The 19469-nt window shown below is 42.6% G+C and carries 19 protein-coding genes and 1 pseudogene; 17 read left to right on the top strand and 3 right to left on the bottom strand.

The genetic code is table 11. The annotated features are described in order from the left end of the window. The first annotated feature begins 35 nt into the window (after window positions 1-35). The 15 genes from ymfI to MKY20_RS20700 all read left to right on the top strand — a co-directional run bounded on the left by ymfI (window position 36) and on the right by MKY20_RS20700 (window position 16611). Window positions 36-758: an elongation factor P 5-aminopentanone reductase gene (gene ymfI, locus MKY20_RS20770; RefSeq protein ID WP_019381797.1), complete on the top strand. Its 723-nt coding sequence runs from the start codon at window positions 36-38 to the stop codon at window positions 756-758. A gap of 116 nt (window positions 759-874) precedes the next feature. Next, on the top strand, window positions 875-1132 hold the full coding sequence (locus MKY20_RS20765) for a DUF3243 domain-containing protein (RefSeq protein WP_009330675.1): 258 nt from the start codon (window positions 875-877) through the stop codon (window positions 1130-1132). A gap of 233 nt (window positions 1133-1365) precedes the next feature. Next, complete coding sequence (locus MKY20_RS20760; RefSeq protein WP_009330674.1) at window positions 1366-2157, top strand: YmfK family protein; 792 nt, start codon at window positions 1366-1368, stop codon at window positions 2155-2157. Window positions 2158-2178: 21 nt separating this feature from the next. After that, window positions 2179-3099, top strand: a complete 921-nt coding sequence (locus tag MKY20_RS20755; protein WP_019381798.1) for a helix-turn-helix domain-containing protein — start codon at window positions 2179-2181, stop codon at window positions 3097-3099. Between the two features lie 120 nt (window positions 3100-3219). Beyond that, window positions 3220-3798 (top strand): CDP-diacylglycerol--glycerol-3-phosphate 3-phosphatidyltransferase, encoded by a 579-nt coding sequence (gene pgsA / locus MKY20_RS20750; protein ID WP_009330671.1) that lies wholly within the window; start codon window positions 3220-3222, stop codon window positions 3796-3798. A 27-nt stretch (window positions 3799-3825) separates the two neighbouring features. After that, on the top strand, window positions 3826-5076 hold the full coding sequence (locus MKY20_RS20745) for a competence/damage-inducible protein A (RefSeq protein WP_009330670.1): 1251 nt from the start codon (window positions 3826-3828) through the stop codon (window positions 5074-5076). 271 nt (window positions 5077-5347) lie between these two features. Then, window positions 5348-6388: a recombinase RecA gene (gene recA / locus MKY20_RS20740; RefSeq protein WP_009330669.1), complete on the top strand. Its 1041-nt coding sequence runs from the start codon at window positions 5348-5350 to the stop codon at window positions 6386-6388. A 774-nt stretch (window positions 6389-7162) separates the two neighbouring features. After that, window positions 7163-8725, top strand: a complete 1563-nt coding sequence (rny, locus tag MKY20_RS20735; protein ID WP_019381799.1) for a ribonuclease Y — start codon at window positions 7163-7165, stop codon at window positions 8723-8725. A gap of 129 nt (window positions 8726-8854) precedes the next feature. Further along, a complete protein-coding gene (locus tag MKY20_RS20730) occupies window positions 8855-9652 on the top strand; it encodes a TIGR00282 family metallophosphoesterase (protein WP_009330667.1) in 798 nt (265 codons plus the stop codon). Between the two features lie 280 nt (window positions 9653-9932). Next, complete coding sequence (gene spoVS, locus MKY20_RS20725; protein WP_009330666.1) at window positions 9933-10193, top strand: stage V sporulation protein SpoVS; 261 nt, start codon at window positions 9933-9935, stop codon at window positions 10191-10193. A 121-nt stretch (window positions 10194-10314) separates the two neighbouring features. Next, window positions 10315-11271 carry a dipeptidase gene (locus MKY20_RS20720; protein WP_445293100.1) on the top strand — a complete coding sequence of 319 codons (957 nt, stop codon included), beginning with the start codon at window positions 10315-10317 and terminating at the stop codon, window positions 11269-11271. A 300-nt stretch (window positions 11272-11571) separates the two neighbouring features. Beyond that, window positions 11572-13308, top strand: coding sequence for a 2-oxoacid:acceptor oxidoreductase subunit alpha (locus tag MKY20_RS20715; RefSeq protein ID WP_341002886.1), 1737 nt, complete (start codon window positions 11572-11574; stop codon window positions 13306-13308). Beyond that, window positions 13309-14175, top strand: coding sequence for a 2-oxoacid:ferredoxin oxidoreductase subunit beta (locus MKY20_RS20710; protein ID WP_009330663.1), 867 nt, complete (start codon window positions 13309-13311; stop codon window positions 14173-14175). It abuts the gene before it with no gap. 460 nt (window positions 14176-14635) lie between these two features. Next, window positions 14636-16186, top strand: a complete 1551-nt coding sequence (gene miaB / locus MKY20_RS20705) for a tRNA (N6-isopentenyl adenosine(37)-C2)-methylthiotransferase MiaB (protein ID WP_180321087.1) — start codon at window positions 14636-14638, stop codon at window positions 16184-16186. Continuing rightward, on the top strand, window positions 16186-16611 hold the full coding sequence (locus MKY20_RS20700) for a RicAFT regulatory complex protein RicA family protein (RefSeq protein ID WP_009330661.1): 426 nt from the start codon (window positions 16186-16188) through the stop codon (window positions 16609-16611). The genes miaB and MKY20_RS20700 overlap by 1 nt, the downstream gene beginning before the upstream one ends. 101 nt (window positions 16612-16712) lie before the next feature. Here the strand turns inward: MKY20_RS20700 and MKY20_RS20695 are convergent, their stop codons facing one another. The 3 genes from MKY20_RS20695 to MKY20_RS20685 all read right to left on the bottom strand — a co-directional run bounded on the left by MKY20_RS20695 (window position 16713) and on the right by MKY20_RS20685 (window position 17844). Beyond that, window positions 16713-17063 (bottom strand): hypothetical protein, encoded by a 351-nt coding sequence (locus MKY20_RS20695; protein ID WP_009330660.1) that lies wholly within the window; start codon window positions 17061-17063, stop codon window positions 16713-16715. Between the two features lie 65 nt (window positions 17064-17128). Next, a complete protein-coding gene (locus tag MKY20_RS20690) occupies window positions 17129-17425 on the bottom strand; it encodes a hypothetical protein (protein ID WP_009330659.1) in 297 nt (98 codons plus the stop codon). Window positions 17426-17469: 44 nt separating this feature from the next. Beyond that, window positions 17470-17844: a hypothetical protein gene (locus MKY20_RS20685; protein WP_009330658.1), complete on the bottom strand. Its 375-nt coding sequence runs from the start codon at window positions 17842-17844 to the stop codon at window positions 17470-17472. Window positions 17845-18160: 316 nt separating this feature from the next. Between MKY20_RS20685 and MKY20_RS20680 the strand changes: the two genes are divergently transcribed. Then, window positions 18161-18706: an outer spore coat protein CotE gene (locus tag MKY20_RS20680; protein WP_019381802.1), complete on the top strand. Its 546-nt coding sequence runs from the start codon at window positions 18161-18163 to the stop codon at window positions 18704-18706. Window positions 18707-18869: 163 nt separating this feature from the next. Further along, a pseudogene (locus MKY20_RS20675) lies at window positions 18870-19181 on the top strand (VOC family protein); the annotation flags it as partial. Window positions 19182-19469: the final 288 nt, after the last annotated feature.

Below are 19469 nucleotides of genomic sequence, written 5' to 3'. Positions count from 1 at the left end.
TAAAAGGCGCTTTGCTTTTTTCGGGAGTGTATGAAATGAGGAAATTTGCGTTAATAACTGGAGCCAGCGGAGGAATCGGCCAGGAAATCAGCATTAAACTGGCGGAGGAAGGCTATTCGCTCTATTTGCATTACAATCAAAATAAGCGAAGTATAAACAGTCTGCTGGACCGCCTGCAGGCCTTTGATGGAGAATATATTCCAATCCAGGCAGACCTGTCTGTACAAGGCGGCTATAAAAAAATTATACCAAATATCTTTTCGCTTGATGCCATTATCCATAATAGCGGGTCAGCACAATACGGACTTCTGACGGAATTGCCGGAAGCGGAAACTGAGGCGCTGATGAACCTTCATGTGACCTCACCTCTTCTGCTGACCAAAGAGCTTCTGCCAAAACTTATTTCAAAGGGCAGCGGGAATGTCATCGTTATTTCCTCTATATGGGGCCAGACGGGTGCTGCTTGTGAAGTTGCTTACTCGGCAGCTAAGGGCGCCCAAATTGCTTTTGCAAAAGCTTTAAGCAAGGAAGTTGCCCTAAGCGGAGTGAGGGTTAATGCGGTTGCCCCAGGTGCAGTCGAGACAGCTATGCTGAATGATTTTACTGAAGAGGAGCTGGATGCCGTAAAAAGCGATATTCCTATGGGCAGGCTTGCCTTGCCTGCTGACATTGCCAACTCCGTTTCCTTCCTTCTTTCAGAAAGGGCCTCGTATATTACCGGACAGGTCTTGGCTGTAAATGGCGGCTGGTATACGTAACTCCTATCGTTCATTGAAGTTTCACATATTTTTTGTTCATGTGTATTAGTGCATGCATATTTTATTCAGCCCCTAAGCACAATATAATTGTACAACATTTAAAGGAGGCAATAATTATGTCTGTACTAGATAACTGGCAGCAGTGGAAAGACTTCCTTGGAGATCGTCTTCATCAGGGACAGAACCAGGGGATGAATAAGGAAACTGTAAATGACCTTGCTTACCAAATCGGCGATTATTTAGCCAAGCAAGTGGAGCCGAAGAATGACCAGGAAAAAATCCTGGCTGATCTTTGGTCTGTAGCAAGCCCGGATGAGCAGCATGCCATTGCAAATATGATGGTAAAGCTTGTTCAAAACGACGGCTCTCAATAAGAATTTAATGTAAATCAGCGAAAAGAGAGGAAATCCTCTCTTTTCGTTTTCCCCAAAAAGAATTTCCTCCACAGCCAGACGGGTTTTTCCTTTCATATTGGTAAAAAATCATATATTATAGAATCTAGATGAAAATTCAGGGTAGGTTTAATAAAAATTTACATTAATAAAAGATATACATATACATATAAAATGCGCAATGAGCCGCGCATCATGCAGGAGGAGGTTTTCCGGTGGAGAAAACAGAATGGTATTTGGAATATGAAATCCAAAAGAATCGTCCCGGCTTGCTTGGTGACATTTCTTCCCTGCTGGGTATGCTTTCCATAAATATCGTTACCATCAATGGTGTGGATGAAGGCCGAAGAGGATTGCTGATTCTGGCTAAAGACCACGAACAGATTGAACGCTTAAAATCGATTTTAAATACTATGGATACAATTAAAGTGATTAAGCTCCGGGAGCCTAAACTTAGAGACCGTCTTGCTGTGCGCCATGGAAGATACATTCAAAGGGATGCCGACGACAAGAAAACGTTCAGGTTCGTCAGGGACGAGCTTGGTTTATTAGTCGACTTCATGGCGGAATTATTTAAACAGGAAGGGCACAAGCTTATAGGGATCAGGGGAATGCCAAGGGTTGGAAAAACTGAATCCATTGTGGCCTCAAGTGTTTGTGCCAACAAACGATGGCTATTTGTTTCATCCACTCTGCTAAAGCAGACGATACGCAACCAGCTGATCGAGGATGAATATAATGAAAACAATTTGTTCATAATAGACGGAATTGTCTCAACCCGACGTGCAAATGAACGTCACTGGCAGCTTGTGCGGGAAATTATGCGCCTTCCTGCAGTAAAAGTAGTAGAGCATCCGGATATCTTTGTGCAAAACACTGAATACTCCCTTAATGATTTCGATTATATTATTGAGCTCCGACACGATCCTGAGGAAGAGATTACTTATGATGTAGTAGAGAAAAACAGTATGTTCTCTGAATCTGATTTTGGAGGCTTTGATTTTTAGTAAGTTGGAAGGTGTTGTAAATTGACAGAACTAGGAAATCGTTTAAAAGAAGCGCGGCTGGCTAAGGATATGAGCCTTGACGATCTGCAAAAGGTCACAAAAATACAAAAGCGCTATTTGATGGGTATTGAAGAGGGCGATTATAGCATGATGCCCGGGAAGTTTTATGTCAGGGCATTTATAAAGCAGTATGCTGAAGCGGTGGGAATTGAGCCTGAAGAAATTTTCGAGCAGTATAAAAATGACATTCCGGCACAGATGAATGATGATATTCCGGAAAAGCTATCCCGTGTTCAATCCAGAAAAGATCTTTCTGGCAGGACTTCAAAGGTATTCGATATTCTCCCAAAGGTACTTATTGGTGTCTTTATAATTGGTCTCATCGCAGTCCTTTATAATTTCCTGGGTGCCAAAGATCAGGCGGATAATGAAGAGCAGCCATCTGATCGGACAGATGGGCAGACGGTCATAGAAGAGTCTGAAAACCTTTCAGATAGTAAAAAAGATGAAAATGATAAAGATGAATCAGCAGGAGAGAAAGAAGAATCTGCTGACAAAGACTCTGCTGAGGAAACTGCCGAGGATCAAGAAGCCGAGGAAGCGCCAAAGCAGGAGGTTGCTGTGGTGCAATCCAGCGGAAATGGAACGGTTTATGAATTGAAAAATGCGGACAAGTTTGAACTGGAAGTTGTGTCTACAGGAGAAACTTGGGTGAATATCAAAAACGGCAAAGGAAATTCCTTCTACCAGGGAATGCTGACAGCTGATGGCACGAAAAGCCAGAAGGTAGACTTTTCAAAGGAAACGGAAGCTTCTATTGTAGTCGGAAATTCGACTCAAACTGAAATCTATGTAAACGGCGAAAAAATTGAGTATAAGGTGCCGCCTTCACAATCCGTCAAGCAGGATATAACCATTAAGTACGCGCCGAAGACCGAATAGTCATCTTCTTTAGATGACTATTTTCGCTTTTTATGTAAAAATTATCATTAAAAGGTTTGCAGCGAATGTCTGACACCTTTTTCTGCAAGAAGCTTCATTTACTATACTTGGAGGTAAAACATGAATCTGCCAAATAAAATTACAGTGTCACGTATCATGATGATACCCGTATTTCTGCTCGTAATGCTTGTTCCTTTTTCGTGGGGAAATATAGAATTCCTTGGAGCGGAAATGCCGGTAACCCACCTGATTGGAGCTCTTATCTTTATCATTGCTTCAGTTACCGATTGGGTTGATGGCTATTTTGCCCGCAAATACAATCTGGTTACAAATTTAGGTAAGTTTCTTGATCCGCTTGCAGACAAGCTCCTTGTCTCTGCAGCATTGATTGTCCTTGTTGATCTTGAGCTGGCTCCATCCTGGATTGTGATTATTATCATTAGCCGTGAATTTGCCGTAACAGGTTTAAGGCTTGTTCTGGCGGGGGAAGGAGAAGTAGTCGCAGCGAATCAGCTAGGCAAAATCAAAACATGGGCTCAAATTGTGGCCATTTCTTCACTGCTTTTACATAATATTATTTTTGAAATGGTTTCAATTCCGTTTGATCTGATTGCCCTTTGGGTTGCGATGTTCTTTACCATCTGGTCCGGCTGGGACTATTTTGCAAAAAACAAGCAGGCCTTCATTAACTCAAAATAATTTTTTTAGCCAGAAAGGGGCTTTTGAATGAATGCAGAAATTATAGCTGTCGGGTCTGAGCTTTTACTTGGACAAATCGTTAATACAAATGCCCGCTTTCTTTCCCGGCAGCTTGCTGAACTGGGCATTAATGTTTTTTACCATTCAGTGGTTGGCGATAACCCTGAGCGCCTGAAGTCTGTGATCAAAATTGCGGAAGATCGATCAGATCTGATCGTTTTCACTGGCGGGCTGGGGCCGACAAAGGATGATTTGACGAAAGAAACGATTGCCCGCCATCTAGGCAAAGAGCTTGTCATGGATGAGCAGGCGCTTGAATCCATACAGATGTATTTTAAACGGACCAACAGAGAGATGACTGAGAATAATAAAAAACAGGCACTTGTACTTGAGGATGCACAAGTACTTCCTAACGAGCATGGAATGGCTCCTGGAATGATTTCCGATAATGGCGGGCATGTTTTTATGCTACTTCCGGGACCTCCAAATGAAATGGAGCCTATGTTCCTGAAACATGCTTTTCCGGCCCTGCAATCCAAGCTGGGCACAGATGATGTGATTGTTTCCCGGGTATTGCACTTTTTCGGGATTGGAGAAGCCATGCTTGAAACTGAGATTGAAGATATTATCGATGCGCAGAGTAATCCAACAATTGCTCCGCTTGCCTCTGACGGAGAAGTCACGCTAAGGCTTACGGCAAAGCATAGCCAGCCTAACACGGCAATGATGCTGATGGATGAAACTGAAGCTAAAATCCTCGGCCGTGTCGGCGAATTCTTCTATGGCTACGATGACACTTCCTTGATGCATGAGCTCACCAAGCTGATCAAGGAAAACAATATGACTATTTCCGCTGCTGAGAGTTTAACAGGCGGCATGTTTCAGCAGGAGTTTACATCCATTCCGGGAGCAGGCGGACTTCTAAAAGGCGGAGTGGTTTGCTATACAAACGAAGTTAAGGCTGAGGTTTTAAAAGTTCGCAAAGAAACGATTGATAACGAGGGGGTCGTCAGTGCTCAGTGTGCAGCAGAGCTTGCTGAGAATGTCGCCAGTCTGACTAACTCAGATATCGGAATCAGCTTCACAGGTGTTGCTGGTCCTGACGAACTGGAAGGCAACCCGGTGGGAACCGTATATATAGGCATCTGGATAAAAGGTAAGCCTGTCCAGACTGAAAAGCTGAACCTTGGGGGAACCAGGGCGGCAAACCGTGTCCGTACGGTAAAATATGGCTGCCATTTTCTTATAAAAGCATTAAAAGAATGTCAGAGCGCCTGAAAAGCGTTCTGATTTTTTAATAGCCTGAAAAATAGACAGAATTCTTATCGAAATGCCATTTCTTCTATTGATTCACATCTGAAAATTACATTTTCCACAGCATGAATTGATATTTTCGGGCAAAATGTCCTGGTGAAAAAAATCGAATGGATGTTCGACTTTTTGCTCGACAAATGCATTGAAAAGGTTTATAGTAGAGTTAGGTTTTGAGATGAGACAAAACGAATCTAATCAAAAGATAGATTCGTCTATATAAAAGGAGGAACTATTAGTGAGTGATCGTCAAGCAGCTCTTGAAATGGCGTTAAAACAAATAGAAAAGCAATTTGGTAAAGGTTCTATTATGAAGCTTGGTGAACAGACTGACCGGAAAATTTCCACTGCACCAAGCGGATCCCTTGCCCTTGATGCAGCTCTTGGGGTAGGGGGCTATCCAAGAGGACGCATTATTGAAATTTATGGACCTGAGAGCTCAGGTAAAACAACTGTAGCCCTGCATGCAATTGCAGAGGTTCAGGCAAGCGGCGGACAAGCTGCTTTTATCGATGCTGAACATGCTCTAGACCCTGTTTATGCACAAAATCTTGGTGTGAATATTGATGAGCTTTTACTTTCCCAGCCGGATACAGGAGAGCAGGCGCTTGAAATTGCAGAAGCACTTGTTCGAAGCGGAGCTGTTGATATTCTGGTAATTGACTCTGTTGCAGCCCTTGTGCCAAAGGCTGAAATTGAAGGGGAAATGGGTGATTCCCATGTTGGTTTGCAGGCCCGCCTTATGTCCCAGGCACTTCGTAAACTATCAGGCGCAATCAACAAATCTAAAACCATTGCGATTTTCATTAACCAGATCCGTGAAAAAGTCGGAGTTATGTTCGGAAACCCTGAAACCACTCCTGGCGGACGCGCTTTGAAATTCTACTCTTCTGTCCGTCTTGAAGTGCGCCGTGCAGAAACTCTTAAGCAGGGCAATGAAATGGTTGGTAATAAGACAAAGATCAAAGTTGTCAAAAACAAAGTCGCTCCTCCGTTCAGAGTGGCGGAAGTAGATATCATGTACGGTGAAGGAATCTCTAAGGAAGGCGAAATCATCGATCTTGGCTCTGAACTGGATATTGTCCAAAAGAGCGGCTCATGGTACTCATACAATGAAGAGCGCCTTGGCCAAGGCCGTGAAAACGCCAAAGTATTCCTAAAAGAAAACCCTGAAATCCGCCTCACTATCCAAAAACAAATCCGTGAACACTATGGACTTGATGGAGATAAAGTAATCAGCGGAGACGAAGAGCAGGAAGAATTCGAGCTGATCGATTAATACAAAGCAAAAGCAAAGCCCGGGCGGCTTTGCTTTTCTTATAGGTATGAAATTATGTAAACGGGAAGGTTACATGTGGATTTGAGCTCATGGTACGACAGTTCATCAGTAGTATTGAAAATATCCTTTGAAATATCGGTTTAAGGGTTTTGATAACTAAAATTACTTAATTAGTACATGCTGATTGTAGTGGAAGGCGCGAGATCCTCGAAAATGCTAACGCATTTTCTTCGTGCGGTGTTTAACAGAGGAGCTTACTCAATGTCCTGCGGGAGTGCGGTAAACGGGAGACCCCGTTGGCGCGAATGCGCTGAGGAGGCTCCCGGACCGCCCTCGGCCGCTGAGTGACTGCATCAGAAATCAACACCCATATTCAACGGACGCTAAACAAAATCTTAATTGTAACCAGTTGTAATCTTAAGACATAAAAAAATGAATTGACTAAATGATCAAAAGTGTTCAAACCAATCGAAATATTAAGAAAAGCCTATAGGACAAACCCTTGACAATGAAATTCCACAGCTTTACAATTAAAAATGTATATTTTACATTTTATATGTAAAGAAATTCTTACTGAGTTAGACTTTGTCTTTCTCCAGGCTCCATTGGCTATTCATACGTTAATATTATGCCAGCCCTCAAATGGATGCCCAGTGCTTTATTGAGATTGAAACGTTTAAAAGCCTTAGTGCTGTATGTTGAATTGGACAATGTACATGCCGACACTTTAAAAAACGTAACACAAACAAGTTCATAGCAAGAGGAGGTGAAATGATGGATCTAGTAACAGCAATCATCTCCATTTTGCTTGGCCTAATCGTCGGTGCTATTGTTGGCTATTTTGTTCGCAAATCTATTGCCGAAGCAAAAATTGCAGGAGCTAAAGATGCTGCTGAGCAGATTTTGGAAGACGCAAAGCGAGAAGCTGAGGCTACGAAGAAAGAAGCCCTGCTTGAAGCGAAAGATGAAATTCACAAGCTTCGCACAGATGCGGAAAGTGAAATTCGTGATCGAAGAAATGAACTGCAAAAACAAGAAAATCGCTTAATGCAAAAAGAAGAGAACCTTGATCGCAAAGATGAAACGTTAGATAAACGTGAAGCGCTTTTAGAAAAGAGGGACGATTCTCTTAGCAAAAGACAACAGCATATTGAAGAGATGGAAAGCAAAGTGGACGAGATGATTAAAGAGCAGCAAGCTGAGCTGGAACGCATCTCAGGCTTGACTCGTGAAGAGGCAAAGTCCATCATTTTAGAGCGCACGGAGCAGGAAGTGGCTCACGATGTCGCTATTATGGTAAAAGAGAGCGAGACTAGAGCGAAAGAGGACGCAGATAAGAAAGCGAAGGAAATCTTGTCACTGGCTATCCAAAGATGTGCAGCTGATCATGTAGCAGAAACTACAGTATCAGTTGTCAACCTGCCAAATGATGAGATGAAAGGGCGCATTATTGGCCGTGAAGGCCGTAATATCCGTACTCTTGAAACTCTGACTGGAATTGATCTCATAATCGATGATACGCCGGAAGCGGTTATTTTATCCGGTTTTGATCCGATTCGCCGTGAGACTGCACGCTTAGCTTTAGACAAACTGGTTCAGGACGGACGCATCCATCCAGCTCGGATTGAGGAGATGGTTGATAAGGCCCGCCGTGAAGTGGATGAACACATCCGCGAAATTGGTGAACAAACTACTTTCGAAGTTGGTGTTCACGGTCTGCATCCAGATTTAATCAAAATTCTTGGCCGTTTAAAATTCCGTACAAGCTACGGTCAGAATGTGTTAAAGCATTCAATGGAAGTGGCTCAGCTTTCAGGTTTGCTGGCGGCCGAATTAGGACAGGACGAAACATTGGCACGCCGTGCTGGATTGCTTCATGATATTGGAAAAGCAATCGACCATGAGGTGGAAGGAAGCCATGTTGAAATCGGTGTGGAACTTGCCACTAAGTATAAGGAGCATCCTGTTGTCATCAACAGTATTGCTTCCCACCATGGTGACACAGAGCCTACTTCGATCATTGCCGTGCTTGTCGCTGCAGCTGATGCTTTATCAGCAGCAAGACCTGGAGCAAGAAGAGAGACTCTTGAAAATTATATTCGACGTCTGGAAAAGCTTGAAGAGATTTCAGAATCCTATGATGGCGTTGAAAAATCATTTGCCATTCAGGCAGGACGGGAAATTCGCATTATGGTTAAGCCTGAACAAATTGATGACCTTGAATCTCATCGTTTGGCAAGGGATATCCGTAAGAAGATTGAAGAGGAACTTGATTACCCGGGCCACATCAAGGTCACGGTTATCCGTGAAACGAGGGCCGTTGAATATGCAAAATAAAGCGATGCACATGCATCGCTTTATTTCTTTTTCGGGGTGTGCTTTATATTGATGCAGGAAACTGTGTTAAACTAATAAAAAAGACTGGAAAAGCATACATATATCTTTAAAAACAGAAAGGGATATGACATGAATATATTGTTTGTCGGAGATGTAGTGGGATCCCAGGGGCGTGATATGATCACTGAATATGTACCGAAGCTAAAAGAAAAATACCGCCCGCATATCACGATTATTAATGGGGAAAATGCAGCAGGGGGAAAGGGAATAACAGAAAAGATATACCGGGGATTTCTGGAGGCCGGTGCTCAGGCGGTAACGCTCGGTAATCATACATGGGATAACCGGGAGATTTTTGAATTCATTGACCGCGCTAAATACATGGTCCGTCCGGCCAATTTTCCTTCAAATAATCCTGGCAAAGGCATGGTGTTTTTAAAATTCAATACAGAGGAAGTAGCGGTTATCAGCCTTCAGGGCAGGACTTTTATGAATACAAGTGATTGTCCTTTCCAAAAGGCGGATGAACTGATAAAGGAAGCCCGTGAAAGGACTCCGTTCATTTTTGTTGATTTTCATGCGGAAGCAACAAGTGAAAAACAGGCAATGGGCTGGTATTTGGATGGAAAAGTATCAGCAGTAGTAGGTACGCATACGCACGTGCAGACAGCCGATAACCGTGTTTTGCCTGGCGGGACAGCTTTTATGTCTGATGTAGGAATGACAGGCCCTTATGACGGTATCCTTGGTGTTGAAAAAGAAGCTGTGATCAAAAGGTTTTTGACTGGATTACCGGTTCGATTTGAGGTTCCGAAAGAAGGCAGGACCCAATTAAGTGCAGCATTCATTGAGCTGAACCCAAAAACGGGGCTCGCAAAAAAAATTGACCGGATCTTAATTAACGATGACCACCCTTTTTACACATAAACAGATAAAAAACTGCATTCGGATGTCCGAATGCAGTTTTTAGTTTTTTTCATGAAAATCAGCCTGAAACCCTGCTTTTTTTGTCCAAGCCGGAATATGTGAATTCCAAGCTGAATATAGTAGCAATGGAATGATATATAGACCTGGTGCTAAATTCCATCAAAGCAGTATGACATGAACGGAAAGTAATTGCCTCTCTGAAGGCATTCGGCCTTTGCAGAAGGCGAATCAGCGCTTTGAGCAATGCATACAGGAGGGGTAAAACGAGGAGGAGCTAGGAATGGAAATATTAAAAGTTTCAGCAAAATCTAATCCTAATTCTGTAGCTGGTGCGCTTGCTGGAGTTCTTCGCGAAAGAGGAAATGCAGAAATCCAGGCAATTGGTGCGGGTGCATTGAACCAGGCTGTTAAGGCAGTAGCGATCGCAAGAGGATTCGTAGCGCCTAGCGGAGTGGATTTAATTTGTATCCCTGCATTCACGGATATTCTGATTGACGGCGAAGAGCGGACTGCCATTAAGCTGATTGTGGAGCCGCGTTAGCCAAAAGCTTCAGAATGGGAAATCATCCATTGTCATATGCATAAGTCAGCAAAATATAAATTCGTGAAAAAATATTAAAACCTGTTTGCATCATAGGCAAACAGGTTCTTTTTTTAATAAGATGAAGCTATACAGAAAAAGGGAGGAAGACAGCGTGAAAATATTTGATGCACATTGTGATGTCCTATATAAAATGTTTTTGAACAGAGAGGTTGATTTTAAAAATTCAGGAAGTCTTCAGGTAAACATGGAAGGTCTGCAGGCCTCCCGTTTCAAAGTTCAGTGCTTTGCCATATATGTTCCTGAAACTGTACATCCGGAAATGAAGTTCAACGCGGCCCTATATATGGCCGATCTGTTTTACGACAAAGTGCTTAAGCCCAGCCCTCAATTAAAGCTCATTAGAAGCAGCCGGGACATCGACCTGCTGCAGGATGATGAAATAGGGGCAGTGCTGACACTGGAGGGATGTGATGCCGTTGGCTGCGATCTGCTTAAATTAAAGACGCTTCTCAGGCTGGGGGTGTCTTCAGTGGGACTGACCTGGAATTATGCAAACTGTGCTGCTGATGGAGTGCTTGAAGAGAGGGGGGCAGGGCTTTCCTCGTTTGGCAAACAAGTGGTTTATGAATTAAATGCCAGCAAAGCATGGTGCGATGTATCCCATCTCTCTGAACGCGGGTTCTGGGATGTGATGGAATGGGCGGATTATCCTTTTGCCTCTCACTCGAACTGCTATTCGCTGTGCCCAAATCCCCGCAATTTATCAAACGAACAGATTGAAGCCCTGATTGACCGGGACAGTGTTATGGGCATTACATTTGTGACGGAGTTTTTATCAGGAAAACAATCAGCCACAATTACTGATATCCTAAGACATCTTGAACATGTTTGTTCACTTGGAGGAGAAAATCATGTTGGATTTGGTTCGGATTTTGACGGCACCGATGGAAGAGTTACAGGTTTGGAGGATGCAAGAAAATACGACAGCCTGATAAATGAACTAATAAAATATTATTCTGATATACAAGCTGAAAATTTTCTATTTCGGAGTTTTTATAGCAGATTTCCAAGGTGAAAATGGTGAAAAAACTGTATATCAAGGGTTGTTAGAGACCTATTGAATCCAAAATAGAATGATCTTTTTAGTATTTTTCAAAAAATAAAAAAATATTCATCTTTTAGCCAATAAATATTCAGAAAGGGTTGCTTTTTTAGACGCATAGGTCTAGAATTGAAAGCGTTTAGTACCCATCCATCTTCCAAAAATATAGCCTTAAAGGCATGTTGAATGACCGGTTTGACTGGACAAGTACTACACTTATATTAAATAAACGTTTTTACATAATTTCTTAACGTATCTAAAGGGGTGTAAGACATGATCAATCAACTTTCATGGAAAGTTGGAGGACAGCAAGGGGAAGGTATTGAAAGTACCGGGGAGATTTTTTCCATTGCGCTAAATCGTTTAGGCTACTACCTGTACGGTTACCGCCACTTTTCATCACGTATTAAGGGCGGGCACACGAACAACAAGATTCGCGTCAGCACGTCACAAATTCGTTCTATTTCGGACGATTTAGATATTCTGGTAGCTTTTGACCAGGAAACAATCGATTTAAACTACAAAGAACTACACGATAAAGGGATCATGATTGCAGATGCAAAGTTTGATCCTAAACAGCCAGAAGATACGAATGCAGCTTTGTTTGCAGTCCCTTTTACAGAGATTGCTACAGAGCTTGGAACATCCCTGATGAAAAACATGGTTGCTGTTGGTGCAACATGTGCGGTTCTAAATTTAGATATTAAAGTATTTGAAGAAGTAGTTCAAGAGATTTTTGGGCGAAAAGGACAGCAGGTTGTCGATAAGAACATGGAAGCCATTCAGGCTGGCTTTGATTTCATGAAAGTAAAGCTTAGTGATGATGTGGAATTAATGGAGCTTGAAAAAGCTGACGGGCTGAAGCGTTTATTCATGATTGGAAACGATGCAATCGCTCTTGGTGCGCTGGCAGGCGGATGCCGCTTCATGGCCGCTTACCCAATAACACCTGCATCCGAAATCATGGAATATCTGATTAAAAAGCTTCCGGCACTTGGCGGATCTGTCATCCAGACAGAAGATGAAATTGCCGCAGTTACTATGGCAATAGGTGCAAACTACGCAGGTGTCCGCTCACTTACAGCATCTGCTGGTCCGGGACTTTCCCTTAAAATGGAAGCGATAGGCCTTTCAGGGATTACTGAAACACCGCTTGTTATCGTTGATACGCAGCGTGGCGGCCCTTCTACAGGACTTCCGACAAAGCAGGAGCAATCTGACTTAATGGCAATGATTTACGGAACTCATGGCGAAATTCCAAAAATCGTGCTTGCTCCAAGTACGGTACAGGAAGCATTCTATGATACGGCTGAAGCTTTCAACCTTGCGGAAGAATATCAGTGCCCGGTTATTGTTCTCTCAGATTTGCAGCTTTCCCTTGGAAAGCAGACAGTGGAGCCGCTTGATTTCAGCAAAGTGGAAATCCGCCGTGGAAAGCTTGTTACAGAAGATCTTCCTGAAATTGAAAACAAAGGCTACTTCAAGCGCTTTGAGGTTACAGAAGATGGAGTTTCACCTCGCGTAATCCCAGGTATGAAGAACGGAATTCACCATGTGACAGGTGTGGAACATGATGAAACTGGAAAACCTTCAGAATCAGCTGCAAACCGGAATGCGCAAATGGATAAGCGTTTCCGCAAGATTGAAAATATTAAATTCAATACACCTGTTCACAAGCATGCTCCTCATGAAGAAGCAGACTTGCTGATTGTCGGCTTCAACTCAACACGCGGTGCAATTGAGGAGTCAATGAGCAGACTGGAACAGGACGGTATTAAAGTGAACCATGCACAAGTTCGCCTGATTCATCCTTTCCCAACTGATGAGTTATTGCCGCTTGTGAAATCAGCTAAGAAAATCGCTGTAGTTGAAAACAACGCTACAGGACAATTAGCGAACATCATGAAGATGAACGTCGGACATGCTGAGAAAGTACATAAGCTATTAAAGTACGACGGAAATCCATTCTTGCCGCATGAAATTCACACAAAATGCAAGGAGTTGTTCTAAATGGCCACATTTAAAGATTTTCGTAATAATGTAAAACCAAACTGGTGCCCAGGTTGTGGAGACTTCTCCGTGCAGGCTGCGATTCAGCGTGCGGCAGCAAATGTTGGTTTAGAGCCTGAGAACTTAGCTGTTGTATCAGGCATCGGATGTTCCGGACGTATTTCCGGCTATATCAATTCTTACGGTTTCCACGGCATTCATGGGCGTTCACTTCCAATCGCCCAGGGTGTGAAAATGGCAAACCGCGATTTAACAGTTATCGCATCCGGTGGTGACGGAGATGGATTCGCGATCGGTATGGGCCATACGATCCATGCGATCCGCCGTAATGTGAACATCACTTATATCGTCATGGATAACCAAATCTATGGTTTAACAAAAGGACAGACTTCACCGCGTTCTGCGGCTGGCTTCAAAACTAAGTCCACTCCTCAAGGTTCTATTGAGCAGGCGATTTCTCCAATGGAAATGGCATTAACTGCTGGTGCGACTTTCGTGGCACAAAGCTTCTCAACTGACCTTAAAGATCTGACTGCGTTAATCGAAGCTGGCATTAAGCATGATGGCTTCTCTTTAATTAATGTGTTCAGCCCATGTGTTACATACAATAAAGTAAACACATATGACTGGTTTAAAGAAAATCTGACAAAGCTTAGCGATGTGGAAGGCTATGATAATTCAAGCCGTGAAATGGCCATGCAGACTCTTATGAAGCACAGCGGCCTTGTAACTGGATTAATCTATCAGGACACAGAGCGGAAGTCTTATCAGGAATTGCTTTCAGGTTACTCTGAAACTCCTTTATCACAAGCAGATCTTGAACTAGATCAAGCTCACTTTGATAAACTTGCAGCTGAATTTATGTAATGGAAAGAAGCTCGGGGCTCCCGGGCTTCTTTTTTTGAGGCAGATACGGCTATTGTGAATTTGGCGAATAATATGTAAAAACTGGGGATATGAAAGCAGGATTGAAGTAGCAATCAGAAAAATAGGGAAAGTTTAGAGTAATCCGGGATAAAAATCTGCAAAATGGGGAAAGCATTCCACCAGAGACGAAGCTTAGGGAGATTGAATATAATGTGACACTTATCACACACAAAATGTTAATTTTAGTCTAGTATTAGTGGTTGTGAAGGGTTAAAACTTTACCAGAACGTACATACAAGTAATAGCTGCTGATAAGAGGCTGAGTGCGGTTTTCTATTGTTTTAACTATAAGAAAGCCTTATACTATAATAATGTGCACATATATAAAATGCACACCAATAATAGCTGAAAAATGAGTTTAAATGATAGATGCTGCTCAGGAGAAAGAGAAAGGGGATACATGATGAACGAAAAACAGCGTTTAGAAAGCCAGCAAGTGCAAACAGCAAATCCTTCGGACAAAAAATCCGTCAAGGATTACAGCAAATACTTTGAAACTGTTTATACTGCACCTTCCTTAAAGGAAGCGAAAAAACGCGGTAAAGAAGAAGTGAAATATCATAAAGACTTTAACATTCCAGAAGAATTTCATGGAATGGGGAATGGCCGCAAATTCTATATCCGCACTTACGGCTGCCAGATGAATGAGCATGATACCGAAGTTATGGCTGGTATTTTCCTTGGTCTTGGCTATGAGCATACAGAATCAGTGGAAGATGCAAATGTCATTTTGCTTAATACATGTGCCATCCGTGAAAATGCGGAGAATAAAGTATTTGGCGAACTTGGCCATCTTAAACATTTAAAAAAGGAAAATCCCGATCTTCTAATTGGTGTCTGCGGATGTATGTCACAGGAAGAATCTGTTGTTAACAAGATTCTTAAAACATATAACCAGGTAGATATGATATTTGGAACACACAACATCCACCGTCTTCCTAACATTCTTCAAGAAGCGTATATGTCGAAGGAAATGGTTATAGAAGTATGGTCTAAGGAAGGGGATGTTATTGAAAACCTTCCAAAAGTGCGCCGCGGCAATATTAAAGCATGGGTCAACATTATGTATGGCTGTGATAAGTTCTGTACGTACTGCATCGTACCTTATACACGAGGAAAAGAGCGGAGCAGACGTCCTGAGGATATCATTCAGGAAGTGCGCCAGTTAGCGGCACAGGGCTACCAGGAAATTACCCTGCTTGGGCAAAACGTAAACGCGTATGGAAAAGACTTTGAGGATATGAATTACGGTCTTGGCGATTTAATGGATGAAATGCGCAAAATAGACATTCCGCGAGTCCGCTTTACAACAAGTCATCCGCGCGACTTTGATGATCATCTGATTGAAGTGCTGGCCAAAGGCGGCAATCTGGTAGAGCATATTCACCTTCCAGTTCAATCGGGTTCAACAGATGTACTGAAAATCATGGCCCGTAAATATACAAGGGAACAATACTTGGAACTTGTTCGCAAGATTAAAGCGGCTATTCCAGAGGCTACTTTCACAACTGATATCATCGTCGGCTATCCTAATGAGACAGAAGAGCAATTCGAAGAAACAATATCCCTGTATCGGGAGGTAGGCTTTGAAGCTGCTTATACATTCATTTACTCACCTCGTGAAGGCACACCAGCGGCCAAAATGGTGGATAATGTGCCAATGGAAGTGAAGAAAGAACGTCTTCAGCGCCTGAATGCAGTTGTTAATGAATTATCGGCAGAAGCAATGAAAAAATATAAAGGCCAGACTGTCGAAGTTCTTGTGGAAGGGGAAAGCAAGAACAATCCTGAAATTCTTGCAGGGTACACAAGAAAGAACAAGCTGGTAAACTTTAAGGGACCGAAAACAGCGATCGGCAAAATTGTGAATGTCAAAGTAACTGATGCGAAGACTTGGTCCCTAAACGGAGAAATGGTAGAAGAACTAGACGCGGTTGAGGTGAAGCAGTAATGGCTAAATACACAAAAGATGAGATTGTAGAACGTGCTAAGGAATTGGCACGCATGATTGCAGAGACAGAAGAAGTGGATTTCTTCAAGCGTGCTGAAGCACAGATTAATGAAAACGATAAGGTTAGTGCTACCATTACAACAATCAAAGGCTTGCAAAAGCAGGCTGTGAATCTTCAGCACTATGGTAAAGCTGAAGCATTAAAGAAAACGGAAGAAAAAATTGCCCAATTGGAACAGCAGCTGGATGAAATCCCGGTTGTTCAGGAATTCAAGCAATCCCAGGTGGATGTTAATGAATTGCTGCAGATTGTGGCTAATACGATTTCCAACACTGTAACAGACGAAGTCATTACTTCTACAGGCGGAAATCTCCTGAGCGGCGAAACAGGATCAAAAATCAGCAACAGCAGCTGTACACATTAATAAACAGATAGTGAAACACCCTGCACCAATTGGTGCAGGGTGTTTTTACGTTCTATATTTAAGGGAGGAATTGGTATTGGCCATGGGTTGTGGGGGGCCTTTTATTGGTTTCGCAATAGTTCTACTGCCTTTAAAAATTCTTTTCTGTACTCCTGCTGTTCGATGATTGCTGCATTTAACGTTGACAGCAGGGATTGATTCAGCATTTTAGTCCCTGCATCATCAGATTTTTTGTCCAAAAAGTTGAGGAGAAAAGTATACACAAGAAGCAATGTCGAGTAATTATCCACATATGTGAGATTGATGGCCCGTCCGCCCTTTCCGCCGGCAGCATGGTTATTAATCGACGGTATTCCGGCTTCTGCAGCCATATCAATAAACTCCTTTGGAATACCCAGCTGCTTGAGGACTTCCGGATCCAGATCCAGCTTTTGCATATTTTGACTTAGCATGGTACTCCCTCCCTTCTTTTTGGACATTTTTAGACTCTGCATAGAAAGAATTGCTTTATCTTTAATTACGCTTTGTTGCTTTGCTGCTGAGTTGTAGTGTTCACAGAAATGGCTGTGGAGTCTCCTCCATTTGCAATATTGTATTGGGCTGAAAGAATTGGAATGTTGATCAGTGCAGCGTTAACAGCAAATCCTCCACCAGAAATCGGCAATTGGCCGTTTAGGTTTGTTTGAGGAAGGTTTGCTTGTGCAGCGAAAGTAAAAGCTTCCGCTTCATTGCCGCTGTCTGCTCCATTTACTGCTCCGCCGCTCGGCAATACGCCATTGTCTTTTTCGTAATCATCATAGCATCTTGATAGCATATTTTTTCACCTCCTTCAATTGATTGAAGTGGCTGTTTTCCAGATTATGAGTCTTTCTTCATCATGTCTGAAAGATCCAGATCCAGAAGTTTCTTACCGTTTACAGATAGTTTCACCTGTTTATAATCCTCGGATGTTTCCACAACAGGCAGCAGATTTTTTAATGCAGGAATCATATTCCCGATCCCGGAGGAATTTTTTGTGAAGAGCCCTTCTAAGTTTCTCAACGGCTTAAGAGATTCCATAAGATTTCCTTTTAACTCTTCAGACTGAATTTTTTCTAATCCTTTTGTATAGAATCCGCCCAATGTTTCCGTAAACTTGGCCACCATTTCTTCTGCATATTGTTTTGCTTCTTCCCCTGTCATCTCTTTGCCATTGATTGAAACTTTATAGTTGGAGTTCTCCTTGTCTGCCATTCCTGTTCACCTCCTTATCGATAGTTTATTATATTGATTCAAGAGCCAAGCTGTCTCCGCAAATGCAGTAGGACAAACGTGCATTTTTCAATTACATACCTATTAGTGAGTTTTAAGTCCTTACCATAGGCAGGCAGTTTCCTTATTTATATAGAGAATTCTCCTGCTGGATTTGTTCAGACCGGAACATTCGCCCGCTCCCGGCATACTATAAATCATGCCAATACTTTTGCCTAACATTCATAAAAATTATCGCACACTAGTCTAATATCCCGCATAGGATGAATTGAAAATGAATGAGGAGGGTTCGCTCGCAATGGGAGATTACAGAGAGATTATAACGAAAGCGGTCGTTGCGAAAGGACGTAAATTCACACAGTCCAATCATACGATCTGCCCGTCACACCATCCGTCAAGCATACTTGGCTGCTGGATCATAAACCATACGTACGAGGCGAAAAAAGCTGGAAAAACAGTGGAAATCTGCGGCCATTATGACATTAACGTTTGGTACTCTTTCAACAATAATACAAAAACCGAAGTTGTTACCGAACGGGTTGAGTATAAAGATGTCATTAAATTGAAGTACCGTGATCCGGACTGTTTGGATGATCATGATGTCATCGCCCGTGTTCTGCAGCAGCCGAGCTGCTGTGAAGCAGTCATTTCTCCAAATGGCAACAAAATCATCGTCACTGTGGAAAGAGAGTTCATGGTCGAGGTGATCGGCGAAACAAAAGTTTGTGTAGCTGTTCATCCAGACAAGTGCGAGTGCGATGATGACGCTTGGGGACTTGATGTGGAGGATGAAGAATTCGAGGATTTAAATCCGGATTTCTTGGTGGGAACTGAAGAAGAGTAATGACAAACTAGGAGGTTTTGCTTCCTAGTTTTTCTTTTTATATTTTCATAATGTCAGCCAAATTCAAGCGAATTAATGACAGCACCTTCCGCCTTTAGTCTGAATGCATCTGCAGAGCCTTACCTTAGAATGGAGGTATAAGATGTAAAGGGGAGAGGCGAGGATGAAAATATTTCAATTGAATTTGAAGTGCCATGATTTAGACAGGATGAAAGAATTTTATACAAATGTGCTGGAGATGGAACTGTTGACGGAGACTCAGAGTTATTTTACGATTATGGCCGGTTCAACAAAGATTCTTTTTGAGAAAGATGCAGCAATCCCCTTTTATCATGTGTGTTTCCGGACTAATGCTGAATACTTTGAACATATGTATCAGAAATTAGGTGCTGAAAGTGTGCTGCTGCCAAATGAGAGCGGCGAGTACAGTATGTTTTGGAAAGGAAAGCAGGCATATTTTATCGATCCGGACGGAAATATTATGGAGATGCTCGAGCGGCCTTTGGATGGTGTGAAAAAGGATGGTCTCCGCTGGCATGATGTTGGGGAAGTTGGCTTGCCAGTCAATGATGTAGCTGCAATGGAGCAGGAATTAGATCAGTATCTGTACAATGAACAGATGGATTCCAGTGAGACGTTTGCTTTTTACGGAGACAGGAAAGGGGTTTTTGTGCTTGTAAAGGAAGGGCGGAACTGGTATCCAACAGAAAGGGCTTCCGTTATTTCACCAATTAAAGTATTTGCATCAGGACCAAGGGATGTT

Source organism: Cytobacillus sp. FSL W8-0315 (genome assembly GCF_038002905.1).
In the GTDB taxonomy this organism is placed as follows: domain Bacteria; phylum Bacillota; class Bacilli; order Bacillales; family Cytobacillaceae; genus Cytobacillus; species Cytobacillus pseudoceanisediminis.
Note: the sequence above shows the minus strand (reverse complement) of the source record. Positions and strands in the feature narration are given on the sequence as shown.

Bases quoted from the DNA above. Each gene is read 5' to 3' on its own strand.
- MKY20_RS20680 (WP_019381802.1), top strand. From the start codon at position 18,161: ATGGGAGATTACAGAGAGATTATAACGAAAGCGGTCGTTGCGAAAGGA.
- MKY20_RS20700 (WP_009330661.1), top strand. From the start codon at position 16,186: ATGGCTAAATACACAAAAGATGAGATTGTAGAACGTGCTAAGGAATTG.
- ymfI (WP_019381797.1), top strand. From the start codon at position 36: ATGAGGAAATTTGCGTTAATAACTGGAGCCAGCGGAGGAATCGGCCAG.
- MKY20_RS20745 (WP_009330670.1), top strand. From the start codon at position 3,826: ATGAATGCAGAAATTATAGCTGTCGGGTCTGAGCTTTTACTTGGACAA.
- MKY20_RS20690 (WP_009330659.1), bottom strand. From the start codon at position 17,425: ATGCTATCAAGATGCTATGATGATTACGAAAAAGACAATGGCGTATTG.
- MKY20_RS20685 (WP_009330658.1), bottom strand. From the start codon at position 17,844: ATGGCAGACAAGGAGAACTCCAACTATAAAGTTTCAATCAATGGCAAA.
- MKY20_RS20695 (WP_009330660.1), bottom strand. From the start codon at position 17,063: ATGCTAAGTCAAAATATGCAAAAGCTGGATCTGGATCCGGAAGTCCTC.
- spoVS (WP_009330666.1), top strand. From the start codon at position 9,933: ATGGAAATATTAAAAGTTTCAGCAAAATCTAATCCTAATTCTGTAGCT.
- MKY20_RS20720 (WP_445293100.1), top strand. From the start codon at position 10,315: ATGAAGCTATACAGAAAAAGGGAGGAAGACAGCGTGAAAATATTTGAT.
- MKY20_RS20765 (WP_009330675.1), top strand. From the start codon at position 875: ATGTCTGTACTAGATAACTGGCAGCAGTGGAAAGACTTCCTTGGAGAT.
- rny (WP_019381799.1), top strand. From the start codon at position 7,163: ATGGATCTAGTAACAGCAATCATCTCCATTTTGCTTGGCCTAATCGTC.
- MKY20_RS20715 (WP_341002886.1), top strand. From the start codon at position 11,572: ATGATCAATCAACTTTCATGGAAAGTTGGAGGACAGCAAGGGGAAGGT.
- MKY20_RS20710 (WP_009330663.1), top strand. From the start codon at position 13,309: ATGGCCACATTTAAAGATTTTCGTAATAATGTAAAACCAAACTGGTGC.
- pgsA (WP_009330671.1), top strand. From the start codon at position 3,220: ATGAATCTGCCAAATAAAATTACAGTGTCACGTATCATGATGATACCC.
- MKY20_RS20730 (WP_009330667.1), top strand. From the start codon at position 8,855: ATGAATATATTGTTTGTCGGAGATGTAGTGGGATCCCAGGGGCGTGAT.
- miaB (WP_180321087.1), top strand. From the start codon at position 14,636: ATGATGAACGAAAAACAGCGTTTAGAAAGCCAGCAAGTGCAAACAGCA.